Origin of the sequence: Micromonospora sp. RTP1Z1 (assembly GCF_033804685.1) — a bacterium.
Classification (GTDB): Bacteria; Actinomycetota; Actinomycetes; order Mycobacteriales; family Micromonosporaceae; genus Micromonospora.
The window spans coordinates 1-14,761 of record NZ_JAPFQV010000007.1; the positions used below are offsets into that span (position 1 = coordinate 1).

Consider the following 14,761-nt stretch of genomic DNA (forward strand, 5'->3'; position numbering starts at 1 on the left):
GGTGGGGAGCCGGGGGGCGGCGGGGACCGCGGCCGGCGCTCCGGGCGCCTCGGGGCGGGCGGGGCTGGGGGTGGCCGTCGGCCAGGGCCGGTCGGACGCCGACGGGCTGGGGAACGGCGGTTCGGTCGGGGACGTGGGGCTCGGTGTCGGCGGCGCCGACGGAAGGATGCCGGTCGGGCTCGGTGCCGCCGGGCTGGGCGGGGCGCTCGGGGCGGCCGGGCGCGGGGCGTCCGAGCCGGTCGCCGCGATCGCCAGCGGGGCGGCGATCAGCACGGCCGCGAACGTCCCCGCCGCGCCCAGCGCCACGGTCGTGCGCCGGCGGTTCCGGGCCCGGCGTTCCGCCGGGATCAACTGGTCCTGCACTGTCGGTGCCTCCTCGGCCAGGGCGGAGAGGGTGGTGCGGATGAGGTCCTCGAAAGGCGTGGTCACGGCCGTACCTCCAGGAGTTCGACGTCCGGCAGGAGCTGGCGCAGCCGGGCCACCGCCCGGTGGGTACGACTGCGGACCGTCCCGATCGAGCAGCCCAGCAGCTCGGCCACCTGTGTCTCGGTGAGGTCCTCGTAGTAGCGCAGGACGAGCACCGTGCGCTGCGCGGGCGGCAACTGGCGCAGGGCGGCGCGCATCGCCAGCCGTACGTCGGTGTTCCCGCTAGGGTCCGCCTGGACCGCCTCGTCGCCCCCGGTGAGCGTCGTCTCCCGGCGCCGCCGCAGCCGCCGCCACCAGCTCACCTGCTCGCGGTACATGACCGCGCGCAGGTAACTCTCCGGGTCGGCGTGCCGCAGCGTCCGCCACTTCGGGATGGTCCTGGCCAGCGCCGACTGGACCAGGTCCTCAGCGGCGTGCCGGTCCCCGGTGAGCAGGTACGCGACCCGCATCAGCGCCGGGGTCCGGCTCGCCACGAAGTCGGCCAGCCGGGCCCGTTCGTCCTCGTCCACCCACCCTCCCCGTTTTTCACTGTCACAGTTACAGACGCCCCAGCTCAGGCCAGCTATCCCTGGCGCCGCAACGATTTCCGGCCCGAAAGTGTCGGTAGTGGCCGGTACCGTCCCGCCACCAACTCAAGAAAAGGTGCGGGGGATGGCGAGCGTGGCCGGGCGAGGTGCCCGCTGATGCGGTCCGGACGGGTCCGGCTGGACCGCGCGGTGGTGCAGGGCTTCTATGACCGGATGCGGGTGGTGGCGCCGGCAGCCTACGGCGCGATCGAGCGGGACCGCGCCGACGACCCGGGGCGGGCCTTTCCGGAGACCGCCTGCGGCCGGCTCGCCGGTTCGCTGGACGCGGCCGGGCTGCGCGCGCTCGGCATGTGGGCGCACCACTGGTGCGTGCGCTTCTATGACGACGACACCCGGGTGGGCCTGCGGCTGGTCCGGGAGATCGCCGGCCGGGCCGGGCTGGGCTGGACCGTCGACGAGGTGCGCTGGATGCTTGACGAGTCGTACGCGGCCGGTCCCGCCGCCGCGCACCGCTTCGTCCTGCCGCGCGCCGCGGCGGCGGAGTTGTCGCCCGGCCCGCTGCCCGAGTGGGTGGAGCGCGACGGCCCGGCCCCCGACTGGCGTCGGTTGCTGGCCGGCTGACCGGGCAGCTGGCCGACGACCATCGCGGTGACCGCCACGGCGAAGCCGGCGAGCTGCACCGGGCCGAGCGCCTGGTCGAGCACCAGCCAGCCGAGCGCGGCGGCGGTCAGCGGGCTGAGTGCGCCCAGCACCGACACCCGGGTCACCGGCAGCAGCGCGACACCCCGGAACCAGAGCGCGTACGCCCCGGCGGTGCCGACCAGTCCGAGCCAGGCGTACCCGAGCAGGGCGGGCCGGTCCGGTGCGGCGGGCGCGCCCTCGACGGCGGCGGCCAGCGGCACGATCATCAGGCCGCCCGCGACGAGCTGCCAGCTCGTCGCGGCGAGGGTGCCGACGCCGGCGGGCCGTCCCCAGCGCCGGGTGAGCACCAGCCCGGCGGCCATGGCGGCGGTGCCGGCGAGGCCGGCCGCGACGCCGAGCGGGTCCAGCGCCGCCCCGGGTCGCAGCACCACCAGGGTCACGCCGAGCGGCGCGGTCAGCGCGGCGAGCAGCGCCGGCCGGCCGGGCCAGGTGCCGAGGGCGACCACGCCGAGCGCGGCGACCAGCAGCGGTTGGGCCGCGCCGAGCACGGCGGCGGTCCCGCCGGGCAGCCGGTAGGCGGCGAGGAAGAGCAGCGGGAAGAAGGTGCCGATGTTGAGCGCGCCGAGCAGGGCCGAGCGCCACCACCAGACGCCGTGCGGTCGGCGGCGGGTCAGCGCGAGCAGCAGCAGCCCGGCCGGCAGCGCCCGGAGCGCGCCGGACCAGAGCGGCCGGTCGGCGGGGAGCAGCTCGGTGGTGACCAGGTAGGTGGTGCCCCAGGCGGTCGGGGCGGCGGCGGTCAGCGCGACGTCGGTCCAGCGTCGGTCCATGGGTTCCGTCCTTACCTCGTCGCTAAGTAGCTTAGTGCTAAGCTAATCAGTGTCGAGTGAATGGGGAAGTGCGAGGTGCGGCACAATCCCGGAGTGGCAGCAGCGGACGACGTCGACGTGATCGTCGAGCAGTGGCGACGGGAACGGTCCGGGATGCGGCCCGAGCCGATGGCCGTCTTCGGTCGGATCTACCGGCTGGCCCGGCTGGTCGGCGACCGCCAGGAGAAGGTCTACGCCGGCTGGGGCATCGGCCGCGGCGAGTTCGACGTGCTCGCCGCGCTGCGCCGCTCCGGCGAGCCGTACACGCTCGCGCCGAAGGCGCTCGCCGCCGGGCTGATGCTCACCTCCGGCGGGATGACCGGCCGGCTGGACCGGCTGGAACGGGCCGGCCTGGTCCGGCGTACGCCCGACCCGGCGGACCGGCGCGGGCTGCGGGTCATCCTCACCGAGTCCGGTCGCCGGGTGGTCGAGGAGTCGGTCGACGCCGGGCTCGCCGTGCAGCGGCGGATCCTCGACGCGCTGCCGCCCGAGGACCAGGCCCGCCTGGCCGACCTGCTGCGTACGCTGCTCGCCGCCGCCGAGGCGGGGGGCTGAGCGACCGGGCCCGACGGCGTGGCGCAGGATGATCGTGACCAGGACCGACCGGAAGGCCGACCATGCCCGCCAGTGAACCGACCATCGTCGCCACCAGCACGGGCTTCTCCAGCCGGCGGCGCGGCCCGTACGACGCGCAGCCCGGCCCGGTCTTCGACCTGATGGCCGAGCTGGCGTCGGCCGGTGACGCGCCCCGGATCTGCTACCTCAACCAGGCGGTCGGTGACCAGCCGACCTCGTTCACCGTCTTCTACGGCGCGTTCGCCGGCACCCGGTTCCGCCCGTCCCACCTGGCCCTCTTCCCGATGCCCAACGTCGAGGACGTGCGGGCCCACCTGCTCGCCCAGGACATCATCTGGGTGGGCGGCGGCAGCGTGGCCAACCTCTGCGCGGTCTGGCGGGCGCACGGCCTCGACGAGATCCTGCACGAGTGCTGGCAGGCCGGTGTGGTGCTGGGCGGGGTCTCCGCCGGCTCGATCTGCTGGCACGTCGGCGGCCCCACCGACAGCTTCGGCCCGACCCTGCGGCCGTTCACCGACGGCCTGGGCTGGCTGCCGTACGGCAACGGGGTGCACTACGACGGCGAGGAGCAGCGCCGTCCGCTGATGCACAAGCTGGTCGGCGACAGCACGCTGCCGGTGAGCCACTGCACCGACGACGGGGTGGGGCTGGTCTACCGGGACACCCGCCTGGTCGAGGCGGTCGCGGACCGGGAGGGCGTGGCGGCGTACGAGGTGAGCCGGGCCGAGGACGGCAGCGTCCGGGAGACCCGGATCGAGCCCCGGCTGCTCGGCTAGGCGGGTGACAATGCCGCGCAGGTGCCGGTGACCGTTGTTGACAGCGCGTGGTGGGCCGGGAACCGGCGGTCGGCGTACCAATCCGGACGCCGGCCGGAAGGGCCAGGTCGGGGGGCGCGTAGACTGGCCGCCCGTGAGCCTCACCATCGGGATCGTCGGCCTGCCCAACGTCGGCAAGAGCACCCTGTTCAATGCGCTGACCAAGAACGACGTGCTCGCGGCGAACTACCCGTTCGCCACCATCGAGCCGAACGTCGGCGTGGTCGGGCTGCCGGACGAGCGGCTGGGCGCGCTCGCGGAGATCTTCGTCTCGCAGAAGGTGCTGCCGGCGCCGGTGTCGTTCGTCGACATCGCCGGCCTGGTCCGGGGTGCCTCCAAGGGGCAGGGCCGGGGCAACGCCTTCCTGGCGAACATCCGCGACGCCTCGGCGATCTGCCAGGTGGTGCGCGCCTTCTCCGACCCGAACGTGGTGCACGTCGACGGCAAGGTGTCCCCGGCCGACGACATCGAGACGATCAACACCGAGCTGATCCTGGCCGACCTCCAGACGCTGGACAAGGCGCTGCCGCGGCTGGAGAAGGAGGCCAAGCTCCGCAAGGACCGGGCCGCCGCCGTGGAAGCCGCCAAGAAGGCCGTCGACCTGCTCGACGGCGGCATCACGCTGTATTCGGGCGCCGCCGCGGCCGGCATCGAGCTGGAGCACCTGCGCGAGCTGCACCTGCTCACCACCAAGCCCTTCCTGTACGTCTTCAACGTCGACGAGGCCGAGCTGGGCAATGCCGAGTTCCTCGACGAGCTGCGCGCGCTGGTCGCCCCGGCCGAGGCGGTCTTCATGGACGCCAAGATCGAGTCGGAGCTGGTGGACCTGCCCGAGGAGGAGGCCCGCGAGCTGCTGGAGTCGATCGGGCAGTCCGAGCCGGGGCTGAACCAGCTGGTCCGGGTCGGCTTCCGCACGCTCGGGCTCCAGACGTACCTCACGGCGGGCCCCAAGGAGGCTCGGGCCTGGACCGTCTCGGTCGGCGCGACCGCGCCGGAGGCCGCGGGGGTCATCCACTCCGACTTCCAGCGCGGCTTCATCAAGGCCGAGGTGGTCTCCTACGGCGACCTGGTCGCGGCCGGATCGATGGCGGCGGCGAAGGCCGCCGGCAAGGTCCGGATCGAGGGCAAGGAGTACGTCATGCAGGACGGCGACGTGGTGGAGTTCCGCTTCAACGTCTGAAAGCCGCCCGTTCTCGCAGGTCAGTCGGTTGTGCTCTCGCTCGGGGGCACGCCGGGGGCACAACCCCACGCGTCGTCGACTGCCCGGCGGGTGCGCCCCTCCGAGTCCGGCATCAGGTGACCGTACGTCGGCAGGACCAGGGTCGCGTTCTCGTGCCCCAACCGCTCGGCGACCACGATGACCGACTCGCCCTGCATCAGCAGCACCGAGGCGTAGTGGTGGCGCAGGTCGTGGGTCGTGACGCTCTCCGGTAGTCCGGCCTGCCGGACGGCCGCGCCGAAGATGAGCGAGCCGTAGTAGTCGTGCCGGTACGGACCGGCGAAGCGGGTTGTGAAGACGGTGCCTTCACATAGAAGCGGTGGCATGAGCCGGTCGGGTGATTGACGTCGTATGTGGACGGGTACGGCTCCCCTATGTTGCGGATCGTGAGGCCGAATCGGCTCGGTTGGGCAGCCTTGCTCAGCGGACTCGCGCTGGGTGCTGTCTTGGCGATCGCATACTTCCGGGTGGTCACCATCGAAGACTCGTGGATGGCCCTGGTTCCAGTAGCCATCGCTGTGCTCCTCACTGGGATCCCCTACCGCCAAACCCCCGGGCAAGTTGCGTCGCACGCGCCGTGGCGGTACTTCGTCCTAGGCTTCGGCGTCGCGCTGTCCACGAGTGCGCTGGTGAAAGCGGTTATCAGCGGCTGAATGAGTCGCTAGCCGGCTGCGCGACCGACCGACCCGCCACCGGGCCCGATTCGTGCCCGACGCAGCGTGTCGAACACACAGGGGGCACAAGACACCGTGAAACGTCGTCAAGTAGCCCTGAACGATGGGAGCCCGAGACGCCGTGTAAGCAGGCGTCGCGCGCCGTTCCCGCTGGTGGCGGGGCAGCCGCTCTATGTTCCGCTTCAACGTCTGACCGTTCCGCCGCCGATGCGCAGCACGGTCAGAAGTCAATCCGCATCACGACGCGCCGGCGGGTGGGCTTGCTGACCTCGGTGAACCCGGCGTCGTCGAAGATGCTGCGGCTCCCCACGTAGAGCTCGCCCCAGGTGATCACCTTGCCGGGCGCCGTGATCATCGGGTAGCCCTCGATGGCGCGGGCGCCGCGCTCCCGGGCGAAGTCGACGGCCGCGGCGGCGAGCGCGCCGCTGACGCCCCGTCGCCGGAAGCCCACCCGGGTGACGAAGCAGGTCAGGGCCCAGACGCCGTCGTCGGCCGGGTCCTCGTCCCGGCCGGACCACACGACGCGGCTGCCCAGCAGGTGCGCGTAGACGGAGCGCGGCTGGACGGCGCACCAGCCGGCGGGCTCGCCGTCGAGGTAGGCGACCAGCCCGCTCGTGGTGCGGGCCCGGGGCTGGTCGCACCGCGTCTCCTCGCGCAGTCGCCGGGTGCGTTCCTCGACCGACTGCGACCGCCACTCGGCGGGCGTGCTCTGGAACCACTGGCACTGGCACTCGGCCGCGTTGCCGCGCGTGCCGAGGACGGTCTGCAGGTCCTCCCAGCTCGCCTTGTTGGCGGGCACGACGGAGATTGCGGCATCCTTCGTCGTCCCGGTCGTGTCCGCCATCGTCGCCACACCGTCCCTCCGGATCCGGCCGACCCTCCGCGACCGGCCACGACGATGAGGTTGCCCACCGGGTGGGCGGACGTCAACAATGGGCTGCGGTGGGTGGGGGTCACTCGGCGGGCTTCTCCCAGACCGAGACGTGCTGCCGGCTCTCGCTGGTGAACGGCTTCCTGGTCCATCCGTCCCAGCGGTCGCACAGGCGGAGGCCGGCGAGCTGCGCCATCAGGTCGAGCTCCGCCGGCCACACGTACCGGAAGGGAATCGAGCGGTGTTCCGCGCGGCCGTCGACCACCCGGACGTAGTTGGAGCTCGTCGCCTGGGTGGCCACGTCGTAGATGTCGTACGCCCATCCGGTCGGGCCGACGCGGAAGGGTACGACGTTCTGGCCGGGTGGGAGCCGGCGGAGCTCGGGAACCAGGACCTCGATGACGAAGCGACCACCGGGTGCCAGGTGCGCGGCCACGTTTCGGAAGCAGGCGACCTGGGCCTCCTGAGTGGTCAGGTTCATGATGGTGTTGAAGACCAGATACGCCAGCGAGAAGGTCCCGTCCACCCTGGTGGTGGCGAAGTCGCCGACCGACACGCCGATCGCGTCGCCCCCGGGCTTCGCCCGCAAGCGGTCGACCATCGCCCGGGAAAGGTCGATGCCGTGCACCGGCACGCCCCGGCCGGCCAGCGGCAGCGCGACGCGGCCGGTCCCGATGCCCAGCTCCAGGGCGGGGCCCGCGCCGGCAAGCTCCGCCAGCACGTCGACCGTCGCGGCGACCACGTCGGGATCGAACATCTCCGACGCCGGGTCGTCGTAGATGGCCGCCACCTCTCGGCCGAAATATCCATCTGCGTCAGGCACGGCCGGACCGTATCGTGCACCTGCGCGCCGGTGCATCCGGATTCCTTGCGGTACGTCCGCCGGGGCGGACCGGCGCGCGCGGCGTGCAATACCGTATCGACGTGGTGACGCTGAGACTCGAACCGATGACCGACGAGCAGTACCTGCGGTACCGCCAGAGGGCCGAGGGGGAGTACGCGCAGAACGTCGCAGATTCGGGCGCGCTGCCGCTGCCGGAGGCACGGGAGAAGGCGCGGGAGGACTACGAGCGGCTCCTGCCGGACGGTCTGGCGACCGAGGGCCACCGACTGTGGACGGCGTACGACGGCGACGGCGAGGTCGGCATGCTCTGGCTGCACCTGGAGCGAAAGTCGGACGGCCTGCACGCCTTCGGCTACGACTTCGAGGTGCGGGAGGAGTTGCGCCGGAAGGGCTACGGCCGGGCGATCGTGCAGACCGCCGAGCGGGTGTGCCAGGAACTCGGCGTGGTCTCGGTCGGGCTGAGCGTCTTCGGGTTCAACCTCGGCGCCCGCGCGTTGTACGAGCAGATGGGGTACGAGGTCACCACGATCACGATGCGCAAACGCCTGCAACCCTGAGGCCGCCTACTGGCCGAACGTGTACCGCAGGTTCGCGTTGATCAGTTGATTGAGATGCTTGCGCAGGTGAGGTGGCGTGCCGTCACCTGGTGACGAGCTTGCGGAGCGCGGCGAGCACCGCCTGGTTGCTGACCTCGGCGTAGATCTTCTTGTCCGGGCCGGCCAGCACCACGTACGGGCACTTCTGGTCGTCCCCGGTCATGGCCTTGTCCAGCAGCTTCCGGCCGGTCGCCACCTCGTACACCCGAAGCCGCCAACCAGCCCGCAGCAGCGTCAACGTCAACGGCTTCGGCTCGTCTCACCGGCAGCGGCGGATGGTCGCGCCGGTGCTGACCCGGTCGAGGCAGGCGACCATCTGCACCTTGCTGGCGTCCTCGGCCGCCCAGGTCTGCTCCGCCCGCTTCGACAGGCCCTCGTCGTAGTAGTAGGTGCCGTTCTGGATGCGGTTGCCCGAGCTGCCCTCCATGAGCAGCACCACTGGGTGCGGGGCCCCGCCGGCCCGCTTCGGCGACTGCGGGTAGTAGACGTTGTCGTCACACACCCGGTCCAGATCGGAGCTCTTGCTCGCCGGGTACTCGCTGGCGTACGGCCCCTGCTGCACGGGTTCCGCGCTCTCGGTGGGCGCGGCACCGGCGGAGGAGTGGCGGTCGTCCGCGCGCGACAGCGGCGCCTCGGACGCCCGGCCCGACGGCAGGTTCTCGGCGGAACGCAGCAGGAACGCTCCGCCGGCCAGGCCGGCGCAGGCCACCAGCAGCAGCACGCTCAGCGTCACGACGGCGATGACCAGGCCACGGTTGCGGGGGGCGGGTTGCGGCGCCCAGCCCATCGGCGGTTGCGGTCCGACCGGCGTCACCGTCGCGGGCGGCTGCTCTCCCACGGGCCACGCGTACGGCAGCGGCGGCTCGCAGGCTGGTGCCGATGCCACATCCGGATCCGGTACCCCGTCCGGCGTTGACGCTGCCTCGGGCTCGGCCCCCGTGCTGGACATGCGGCATTCCTCTTTCGATCAAGGCGAAGCGGGAATGTACCAGGGCTCCGGCCCTGCGTGGGGGCGGTGCGGACAGCCCTTCCGCGTCACTATCCGCCCGGGCAGCGGGTGTCGCCGCCGCTCAGTTCCACGCAGTGGCCGGGTGGCCCGGCCGGCGCAGGGGCCGGGGTGAGGTCCCGGTAGGCGTGCGCGGCGACCAGCAGGCCGGGGATCGCGAGCGCGACGGCCAGCACCAGGAAGACGATCGCGGTGCGGACCAGCCGCAGCCGGTACGCCACGAGCGCGATCACGGCGGGCCCGCCCGCCGCCACCAGGGCCGCGATCAGCAGGGCGAGGTTCGCCTGTCGCTGGAGTCCGTCGAGGTCGGCGGGCCCGTCCGAGTAGTTGGCGGCCCACTGCCGCATGCCGACGCTGAACACCCAGCAGGCCAGCGCGAGCAGGGCGCAGACCCAGAGCAGGACCAGGAACCCGACCACCGGGCCGCCCCGGCGTCCGGTCGCGGTCGTCGTCGGAGATGTCATGCGGCCCAGCCTGGTCGAACCGGGACGGCTCCGCATGAGCCGGCGTACTCAGCCCACGGTGGACGCGACCAGCAGCTGCAGGGCGTCCCGGCAGCGGAGTTCGGTCGCCGCGACGGTCATCCGGCCGATCGCCGCCAGTGTCTCCTCGCCCAGCTTCGCCACGCTCCGACCATATCGGCCGGTTCACGCGTGGCGGGTCAGCTCGACCTCGTCGCCCGGCAGGACCTCGATGGTGCCCTTGGGGTCGCGGATCTCCAGGACCGGCACACCCTCGTCAAGCTGCATCGACCGGCGTTCCTTTCCGCTGGGCATCCGAGCCACCACCGTTGCGCCCGGCGGGACTTCGAGCTTCCTGCGTTGCGGCGTCTCGCGCACTCGCGTGCCCAAGGGCCGGCTGGTGGTGACGAGTCCTTCCGACCTCAGCAGCGCGATTGCCATGCGAACCGCGTCGCGGCCGATCCCGTGCTCCTGGCTGAGCTGCACCTCGCTGCCGACACTCGCACCGGGGGCAAGTTGGCCGGACTCGATCCGTTCCCGGATCAGGTCGGCGAGCTGAACGTAGACCGGGGTGTGCGAGTACGGATCGATGGTCATGTCTCAAGCCTTGTGCCCCTGTGGCTACCAGCCATGTTGGGGTTGTAGCCACATTGCCATCTTGCTAGGGTCCTTCACAGCGAAGCGTGCTTGCTGAGTAACCCTGAGAGGTCACTCGTGCGGGTCGCTCGTCGTTGAGTTGCCCTGCTGCCGTACCGCTGAGTGGAGCTGCGGTGGTGGGGCGGGGTGGCCGGCCCGCCCGCGGCGGGCGGGTGCGGCCACCCCTTCCATCCACGAGTACGCGGAAAGGTGGACGGTCATGCGTGGCTTCTTCCGGCGGGGCCGAAACGAGCCGGCGCAGCGTGGGCCGGGGAGCTGCTACCGCTCCTCGACGTACGTCCCGCTGGCGCCCTGGCAGGTGCGCGAGCGACGGTTCCGGTCGGCCCGGTTCGGCCGGCGCGGTCTCGATCCGGCCGAGGTGGCGGAGTTCCTCGACCGGGTCGCCGCCGACCTCACCGCCGCCTACCGGGCGCTGGGTGACAGCCGGCAGGAGACGGCCCGGATCAAGGACGCGCTGCGGCGCTGGCAGTCCGAGCAGGCCCAAGAGCGGGTCAACGCCGGGCGGTACCGCTGATGGTCGAGCGGGAGCGCTTCGTCATCCACCTGCCGGTGGCCGCCGGTGACCTGGTCGGCGCGGTACGGCTGGCCCGGGTGGTGGCCCGCTGGGCGAGCCTGCTGCCCTCGGCCGATCCGGGGGAGACCACCGTCTCCGCCGAGGACGACCAGGGCGTACGCCATCGGGTCTTCTGCGACCTGCGGCTGGCGGGCGGCCGGCGCTGCCTCCTCCGGGCCGACCACGACGGACCGTGCGCCCGCCGGCTGACCCGGTGAGAGCATTCCGCGCGGGCCCGGATGTGGGGTCGTCAGCCGTCGCGGAGGGCGTCGTCGACGCCGGTCTCGCGGCGGCCGAGGTGGACGGGGTCGCGCCCGGAGAGGGCGTCGGCCGCCGCCTTCACGCAGGCGCCGTACTCCCGGGTGGAGCTGGCCCGCCACCGCTGGGCGTACCGTCGCGCGGTGTCGTCGCCGACCCCGTTGGCCTCGATGCCGAGGTGCCGGCACAATGCCACCGCGCGGGGCAGGTGGAAGGACTGGGTCACCACCGTCGCGCGGTCCACCCCGAAGATCCGCTTGGCCCGCGCGCACGAGTCGTACGTGTCGAAGCCCGCGTAGTCCATCACGACCTTCTCCGCCGGCAGGCCGTGGTCGAGCAGCCAGCGCCGCATCGCCTCCGGCTCGTTGTAGCCGGCGTGCATGTTGTCGCCGGACACCAGGATCGCGCGGACCTTGCCGGCGGTGAACAGGCGCTGCGCGATCTCCAGCCGGGCGGTGAGGAACGGCGACGGCGTGCCGTTCGCCTCCACCTTCGTGCCCAGGACCAGGGCGACCGGTTCGTCCGGCACGTCGGCCTCGGTGAAGATGTGGCCCTCGGCGCCGCCGCGGATCCACGCCACGCTCGCGACGGTGCCGCCGGTCAGGAGGACCGCTGCGACGATGACCGCGAGGAACGCGCGGCGTAGCCGGCGTACGGCGCGGTGGTGAGTGGCGCACCACCGGTTGATGATCGCGAATCGCCCCCGCATTCGGACGATTATCCCCGTCATGGTCACGCAACCCGGGCCGGCCCGGCATGCCGCGGCGTGGCTACGACGTTGACATGTGACCAGACGGTCACCTATGTTGAAGTCGTGCCCGATGACGACCTGGTGTTCAAGGCGCTCGCCGACCCGACCCGCCGTTTCCTGCTCGACCTGCTCTTCGCCCGGGACGGCCGCACCCTGACCGAGTTGGAGTCCGAATTGGCGATGACCCGCTTCGGCGTCATGAAGCACCTGCGGGTGCTCGAGGAGGCGGGACTCGTCGTGACCCGCCGGTCTGGCCGGGAGAAGTTGCATTTCCTCAACCCCGTGCCGATCCACCAGATCCACGACCGGTGGATCGACAAGTACACCGCGCACCACGCGTCGGCACTCGTCGACCTGAAGACCGAGTTGGAGGACCGGTGATGACCAGCACCACGCGCACCGTCCAGGTGCACCGGATCTACATCCAGGCCACGCCCGAGGCGGTCTGGACGGCGATCACGAATCCCGAGTGGAGCGAGCGGTACGGCTACCGTTCGCCCGCCCACTACGAGCTGCGCCCCGGCGGCCGCTACCAGGGCCTGGCCAGCGCCGAGATGAAGGCGACCGGCGTGCCGGAGGTGGCCGTCGAGGGCGAGGTCGTCGAGGTCGACCCGCCGCGCCGCCTGGTGCAGACCTGGCACCCGGTCTGGGGCCCGGAGGCCGCCGCCGAGCCGGCCACCCGCCTGACGTACGAGATCGAGGAGACCGCCCCCGGCGTCACCCGGCTGACGGTGGTCCACGACGTCACCGACGCGCCGAGCGTGGCAGCGTTGGTCGCTGGGGAGGTGCCCAACGCCGGCGGTGGCTGGAGCGAGGTGCTCAGCGACCTCAAGACGCTGCTGGAGAGCGGCAAGCCGCTGGCCTGCTGACCTCGGTGCAGGCCTGGTCAGCCGGCGGCGCGGGCGATGACGATCAGTTCTCCGTCGCCGCTCGCGCCCACCGGCTCCCGGTCCCAGCCGCCGTGGATCCGCACGACCGTGAAGCCGGCGGCGGCCAGGGCCGTGCGCAGCTCCGCCTCGGTCCGGAAGCGCAACGTCCCCGGGCTGCGCAGCTCGTCGCCGTCGGGGAAGACGTAGTGGTGGACGAAGCTGACGCTGCCTTGGCTCACCTCGGTCACCTCGGTCCAGGCGTCGACCACCGTGCCGTCCGGCAGCGCCAGCCGGCGCCGGGAGTCCGTGGGGTTCCAGTGTTCCCACCGGCGGGCCGCCGGGTCGCGGGAGTCGAACACCAGCAGGCCGCCGGGCACCAGCGCCCGGCGCAGGTCGGCGAGGGTGCCCGCCCAGTCGTCCTCGGCGCGGATCTCCTGCGCCACGTGGCTGCTCAGCACCGCCACGTCGTACGCCGCGTCCGGCAGGACATCCGACGTCCCCTCGATCCAGGTGACCCGGCCGGCATCCGGCTTGGTCCTCGCCACCGCCAGGGAGGCCCGGTCCGGGTCGACGCCGGTGACGGTGTGGCCGCGGGCGGCCAGCGCGAGGGTGAGCCGGCCGGTGCCGCAGCCGACATCGAGCACCCGGGCCGCCGGGGTTTCGTCGACTGCCGCGAGGAAGAAGTCGTCGTCGCGGCCCCACCGGTTCTCCGCCTCGTAGATGGTCGCGAGGATAGGGGTCATGAGATGTGGTGCAGGATGACGTTGTGCACGTGGTGACTCTTCTGCACGCCGCGGAACTCCACCTCGTAGGTGTGCGTGCCGACGTGGATGGCGATCGCGCCGGTGGAGAAGAACGAGCCACCCCACGACTTGTTGCTCACCACGCTGACGCTGGTGATCTTCGAGTACGGGATGCTGGTGATGGCGTACCGCTTACCGACGAACGAGCGGTCCTGGATGATCACCCGGCGGTCGGTCAGGCCGATGAACCCGGTGCCCGTGCCCACCGCGTCGTAGACGGCGATGATCCGCTCGCCGTCCAGGAGCCCGGTCTGGATCTGCTGGAACTGTTCCTTGCGGTCGTACGTCGGGGCGGTCATGGACCTCACCGTAGGTCGGGCGCGCCAGTGTCGGCCGCGGGCAGCATGTGCCTGGTGAGCGATATACCCGAGAGTCATAAATGCTGACACCGGCCGGGCCGGGACGGTCAGGAGTCGGTGACCGTCCGGAAGGCGTCCTCGATGCGGGCGGCCAGCAGGACCTCGCCCTCGGTCAACGGCTCGCCGTCGCCGTGCCCGACCCGGATGTGGGTGCGGTTGGCCCGGCGGCTGATCTCGGGGCGCAGGCGCAGCGCGTCCGCGACCACCTTGACCCTTTCGGTCAGGGCCGCGTGCTGGGTGTCATCGAGGACCATGGTCCGGCGGATCTGCTCGCCCTCGCGGGTCCACCCGGACAGCAGGTTGAGCGCGTCGCTGAGGTAGTCGTGCTTCGCCCGGCCGCTGAACAGCACGCGCATCACCGCACCTCCCAGGCGTCGTTGCCGGCTTGTGGCCAAATCGTCGCCATCCCGTGTCCTCGTCGACAGCCTCTAGTCTGTCGTCGCACAGATGGTGTGTCCACGCCCACACTTCCGTGTTCTATTGGACTGACGGCCGGCACCGGCACCCAAACCGCCGATTGATCTGGCACCCTGGACGCCCGTGCGGACCGAACGGGTTAGCGGGAACGGGCAGGCCGACCGGCGCGAGCCGAAGGTGGTCGTCGGAGCGGCGATCATCGCCGACGGGCGGGTCCTGGCCTGCGCGCGCTCCGCGCCACCCGAGGTGGCCGGCAAGTGGGAGTTCCCCGGCGGCAAGGTCGAGCCGGGGGAGAGCGAGACCGCCGCGTTGATCCGGGAGTGCGCCGAGGAACTCGCCGTACGCGTGGAGATCGGCGACCGGGTCGGCCGCGACGTCCTGATGGCGCACGGCCGCTCGGTCCTCAAGGTGTACGCGGCCCGCCTGCTCCACGGCGACCAGCCCGAGGCCCTGGAGCACTCGGAGCTGCGCTGGCTCACCGCCGCCGAACTGGACACCGTCACCTGGCTCCCCGCCGACGCCCCCATCGTCGCCGCCCTCCGCCCGCTGCTCGCCACCCCCTGACCCCGGG

General features: G+C 72.2%; 25 protein-coding genes and 1 pseudogene. 11 read left to right on the forward strand and 15 right to left on the reverse strand.

Going from position 1 to position 14,761, the window contains the following annotated elements; genetic code table 11:
* Positions 1-429, reverse strand: a 429-nt coding sequence (locus SLP03_RS05415; RefSeq protein ID WP_319459403.1) for a hypothetical protein, incomplete at its 3' end; no start/stop codon positions are given.
* Complete coding sequence (locus tag SLP03_RS05420) at positions 426-935, reverse strand: SigE family RNA polymerase sigma factor (protein WP_319459404.1); 510 nt, start codon at positions 933-935, stop codon at positions 426-428. The genes SLP03_RS05420 and SLP03_RS05415, both read right to left, overlap by 4 nt.
* A 174-nt stretch (positions 936-1,109) precedes the next feature.
* Between SLP03_RS05420 and SLP03_RS05425 the strand changes: the two genes are divergently transcribed.
* Positions 1,110-1,574 carry a hypothetical protein gene (locus SLP03_RS05425; protein ID WP_242624408.1) on the forward strand — a complete coding sequence of 155 codons (465 nt, stop codon included), beginning with the start codon at positions 1,110-1,112 and terminating at the stop codon, positions 1,572-1,574.
* Positions 1,575-1,651: 77 nt separating this feature from the next.
* On the opposite strand, the pseudogene SLP03_RS05430 reads toward SLP03_RS05425, so the two are convergent.
* Positions 1,652-2,422 (reverse strand): annotated as a pseudogene (locus tag SLP03_RS05430) (EamA family transporter); the annotation flags it as partial.
* A 93-nt stretch (positions 2,423-2,515) separates the two neighbouring features.
* Between SLP03_RS05430 and SLP03_RS05435 the strand changes: the two are divergent.
* The 3 genes from SLP03_RS05435 to ychF all read left to right on the forward strand — a co-directional run bounded on the left by SLP03_RS05435 (position 2,516) and on the right by ychF (position 5,032).
* On the forward strand, positions 2,516-3,016 hold the full coding sequence (locus tag SLP03_RS05435) for a MarR family transcriptional regulator (protein ID WP_319459405.1): 501 nt from the start codon (positions 2,516-2,518) through the stop codon (positions 3,014-3,016).
* A gap of 62 nt (positions 3,017-3,078) precedes the next feature.
* Entirely contained in the window at positions 3,079-3,813 is a 735-nt protein-coding gene (locus SLP03_RS05440) for a peptidase E (protein ID WP_319459406.1), read from the forward strand.
* Between the two features lie 133 nt (positions 3,814-3,946).
* Complete coding sequence (gene ychF / locus SLP03_RS05445) at positions 3,947-5,032, forward strand: redox-regulated ATPase YchF (RefSeq protein ID WP_319459407.1); 1,086 nt, start codon at positions 3,947-3,949, stop codon at positions 5,030-5,032.
* 20 nt (positions 5,033-5,052) lie between these two features.
* On the opposite strand, the gene SLP03_RS05450 is transcribed toward ychF, so the two are convergent.
* Positions 5,053-5,397, reverse strand: coding sequence for a tyrosine-type recombinase/integrase (locus SLP03_RS05450; protein ID WP_319459408.1), 345 nt, complete (start codon positions 5,395-5,397; stop codon positions 5,053-5,055).
* A 120-nt stretch (positions 5,398-5,517) separates the two neighbouring features.
* On the opposite strand from SLP03_RS05450, the gene SLP03_RS05455 reads away from it, so the two are divergent.
* Entirely contained in the window at positions 5,518-5,724 is a 207-nt protein-coding gene (locus SLP03_RS05455) for a hypothetical protein (protein WP_319459409.1), read from the forward strand.
* A gap of 241 nt (positions 5,725-5,965) precedes the next feature.
* Here SLP03_RS05455 and SLP03_RS05460 read toward each other — a convergent pair whose 3' ends face one another.
* Complete coding sequence (locus SLP03_RS05460; protein ID WP_319459410.1) at positions 5,966-6,589, reverse strand: GNAT family N-acetyltransferase; 624 nt, start codon at positions 6,587-6,589, stop codon at positions 5,966-5,968.
* A 109-nt stretch (positions 6,590-6,698) separates the two neighbouring features.
* On the reverse strand, positions 6,699-7,439 hold the full coding sequence (locus tag SLP03_RS05465; protein ID WP_319459411.1) for a class I SAM-dependent methyltransferase: 741 nt from the start codon (positions 7,437-7,439) through the stop codon (positions 6,699-6,701).
* A gap of 101 nt (positions 7,440-7,540) precedes the next feature.
* On the opposite strand from SLP03_RS05465, the gene SLP03_RS05470 reads away from it, so the two are divergent.
* The gene (locus tag SLP03_RS05470) at positions 7,541-8,017 is read left to right on the forward strand and encodes a GNAT family N-acetyltransferase (protein ID WP_319459412.1); all 477 of its coding nucleotides are present in this window, start codon (positions 7,541-7,543) and stop codon (positions 8,015-8,017) included.
* Positions 8,018-8,099: 82 nt separating this feature from the next.
* On the opposite strand, the gene SLP03_RS05475 is transcribed toward SLP03_RS05470, so the two are convergent.
* From SLP03_RS05475 to SLP03_RS05495, 5 genes are all read right to left on the reverse strand, one after another.
* On the reverse strand, positions 8,100-8,300 hold the full coding sequence (locus tag SLP03_RS05475) for a hypothetical protein (protein ID WP_319459413.1): 201 nt from the start codon (positions 8,298-8,300) through the stop codon (positions 8,100-8,102).
* Positions 8,301-8,315: 15 nt separating this feature from the next.
* On the reverse strand, positions 8,316-8,894 hold the full coding sequence (locus SLP03_RS05480) for a hypothetical protein (RefSeq protein WP_319459414.1): 579 nt from the start codon (positions 8,892-8,894) through the stop codon (positions 8,316-8,318).
* A gap of 200 nt (positions 8,895-9,094) precedes the next feature.
* Entirely contained in the window at positions 9,095-9,526 is a 432-nt protein-coding gene (locus tag SLP03_RS05485) for a DUF6234 family protein (RefSeq protein ID WP_319459415.1), read from the reverse strand.
* A 183-nt stretch (positions 9,527-9,709) separates the two neighbouring features.
* The gene (locus SLP03_RS05490) at positions 9,710-10,120 is read right to left on the reverse strand and encodes a winged helix-turn-helix domain-containing protein (RefSeq protein WP_319459416.1); all 411 of its coding nucleotides are present in this window, start codon (positions 10,118-10,120) and stop codon (positions 9,710-9,712) included.
* Between the two features lie 111 nt (positions 10,121-10,231).
* Positions 10,232-10,381 carry a hypothetical protein gene (locus SLP03_RS05495; protein WP_319459417.1) on the reverse strand — a complete coding sequence of 50 codons (150 nt, stop codon included), beginning with the start codon at positions 10,379-10,381 and terminating at the stop codon, positions 10,232-10,234.
* Here SLP03_RS05495 and SLP03_RS05500 point away from each other — a divergent pair.
* Entirely contained in the window at positions 10,380-10,694 is a 315-nt protein-coding gene (locus SLP03_RS05500; protein WP_319459418.1) for a DivIVA domain-containing protein, read from the forward strand. The genes SLP03_RS05495 and SLP03_RS05500 overlap by 2 nt on opposite strands.
* Complete coding sequence (locus tag SLP03_RS05505; protein WP_319459419.1) at positions 10,694-10,951, forward strand: hypothetical protein; 258 nt, start codon at positions 10,694-10,696, stop codon at positions 10,949-10,951. The genes SLP03_RS05500 and SLP03_RS05505 overlap by 1 nt, the downstream gene beginning before the upstream one ends.
* Positions 10,952-10,983: 32 nt before the next feature.
* Here SLP03_RS05505 and SLP03_RS05510 read toward each other — a convergent pair whose 3' ends face one another.
* The gene (locus tag SLP03_RS05510) at positions 10,984-11,700 is read right to left on the reverse strand and encodes a vancomycin high temperature exclusion protein (RefSeq protein WP_319459420.1); all 717 of its coding nucleotides are present in this window, start codon (positions 11,698-11,700) and stop codon (positions 10,984-10,986) included.
* 105 nt (positions 11,701-11,805) lie between these two features.
* On the opposite strand from SLP03_RS05510, the gene SLP03_RS05515 reads away from it, so the two are divergent.
* On the forward strand, positions 11,806-12,123 hold the full coding sequence (locus SLP03_RS05515) for a metalloregulator ArsR/SmtB family transcription factor (RefSeq protein ID WP_319459421.1): 318 nt from the start codon (positions 11,806-11,808) through the stop codon (positions 12,121-12,123).
* A complete protein-coding gene (locus SLP03_RS05520) occupies positions 12,123-12,611 on the forward strand; it encodes an SRPBCC domain-containing protein (RefSeq protein ID WP_319459422.1) in 489 nt (162 codons plus the stop codon). Before SLP03_RS05515 ends, SLP03_RS05520 begins: the two co-directional genes overlap by 1 nt.
* Positions 12,612-12,628: 17 nt before the next feature.
* On the opposite strand, the gene SLP03_RS05525 is transcribed toward SLP03_RS05520, so the two are convergent.
* The 3 genes from SLP03_RS05525 to SLP03_RS05535 form a co-directional block, all read right to left on the reverse strand.
* Complete coding sequence (locus tag SLP03_RS05525) at positions 12,629-13,354, reverse strand: class I SAM-dependent methyltransferase (RefSeq protein WP_319459423.1); 726 nt, start codon at positions 13,352-13,354, stop codon at positions 12,629-12,631.
* Positions 13,351-13,713 (reverse strand): PH domain-containing protein, encoded by a 363-nt coding sequence (locus tag SLP03_RS05530; RefSeq protein WP_319459424.1) that lies wholly within the window; start codon positions 13,711-13,713, stop codon positions 13,351-13,353. The genes SLP03_RS05525 and SLP03_RS05530 overlap by 4 nt, the downstream gene beginning before the upstream one ends.
* 107 nt (positions 13,714-13,820) lie before the next feature.
* On the reverse strand, positions 13,821-14,129 hold the full coding sequence (locus SLP03_RS05535; RefSeq protein ID WP_319459425.1) for a 4a-hydroxytetrahydrobiopterin dehydratase: 309 nt from the start codon (positions 14,127-14,129) through the stop codon (positions 13,821-13,823).
* 184 nt (positions 14,130-14,313) lie between these two features.
* On the opposite strand from SLP03_RS05535, the gene SLP03_RS05540 reads away from it, so the two are divergent.
* Positions 14,314-14,754, forward strand: coding sequence for a (deoxy)nucleoside triphosphate pyrophosphohydrolase (locus SLP03_RS05540; RefSeq protein ID WP_319459426.1), 441 nt, complete (start codon positions 14,314-14,316; stop codon positions 14,752-14,754).
* Positions 14,755-14,761: the final 7 nt, after the last annotated feature.

What these genes read in the sequence shown, in the direction of transcription:
- SLP03_RS05525 (WP_319459423.1), bottom strand. Translation starts at nt 13,354, where the DNA reads ATGACCCCTATCCTCGCGACCATCTACGAGGCGGAGAACCGGTGGGGC.
- SLP03_RS05450 (WP_319459408.1), bottom strand. Translation starts at nt 5,397, where the DNA reads ATGCCACCGCTTCTATGTGAAGGCACCGTCTTCACAACCCGCTTCGCC.
- SLP03_RS05535 (WP_319459425.1), bottom strand. Translation starts at nt 14,129, where the DNA reads ATGCGCGTGCTGTTCAGCGGCCGGGCGAAGCACGACTACCTCAGCGAC.
- SLP03_RS05425 (WP_242624408.1), top strand. Translation starts at nt 1,110, where the DNA reads ATGCGGTCCGGACGGGTCCGGCTGGACCGCGCGGTGGTGCAGGGCTTC.
- SLP03_RS05505 (WP_319459419.1), top strand. Translation starts at nt 10,694, where the DNA reads ATGGTCGAGCGGGAGCGCTTCGTCATCCACCTGCCGGTGGCCGCCGGT.
- SLP03_RS05500 (WP_319459418.1), top strand. Translation starts at nt 10,380, where the DNA reads ATGCGTGGCTTCTTCCGGCGGGGCCGAAACGAGCCGGCGCAGCGTGGG.
- SLP03_RS05440 (WP_319459406.1), top strand. Translation starts at nt 3,079, where the DNA reads ATGCCCGCCAGTGAACCGACCATCGTCGCCACCAGCACGGGCTTCTCC.
- SLP03_RS05510 (WP_319459420.1), bottom strand. Translation starts at nt 11,700, where the DNA reads ATGCGGGGGCGATTCGCGATCATCAACCGGTGGTGCGCCACTCACCAC.
- SLP03_RS05490 (WP_319459416.1), bottom strand. Translation starts at nt 10,120, where the DNA reads ATGACCATCGATCCGTACTCGCACACCCCGGTCTACGTTCAGCTCGCC.
- SLP03_RS05520 (WP_319459422.1), top strand. Translation starts at nt 12,123, where the DNA reads ATGACCAGCACCACGCGCACCGTCCAGGTGCACCGGATCTACATCCAG.
- SLP03_RS05530 (WP_319459424.1), bottom strand. Translation starts at nt 13,713, where the DNA reads ATGACCGCCCCGACGTACGACCGCAAGGAACAGTTCCAGCAGATCCAG.
- SLP03_RS05495 (WP_319459417.1), bottom strand. Translation starts at nt 10,381, where the DNA reads ATGACCGTCCACCTTTCCGCGTACTCGTGGATGGAAGGGGTGGCCGCA.
- SLP03_RS05485 (WP_319459415.1), bottom strand. Translation starts at nt 9,526, where the DNA reads ATGACATCTCCGACGACGACCGCGACCGGACGCCGGGGCGGCCCGGTG.
- SLP03_RS05460 (WP_319459410.1), bottom strand. Translation starts at nt 6,589, where the DNA reads ATGGCGGACACGACCGGGACGACGAAGGATGCCGCAATCTCCGTCGTG.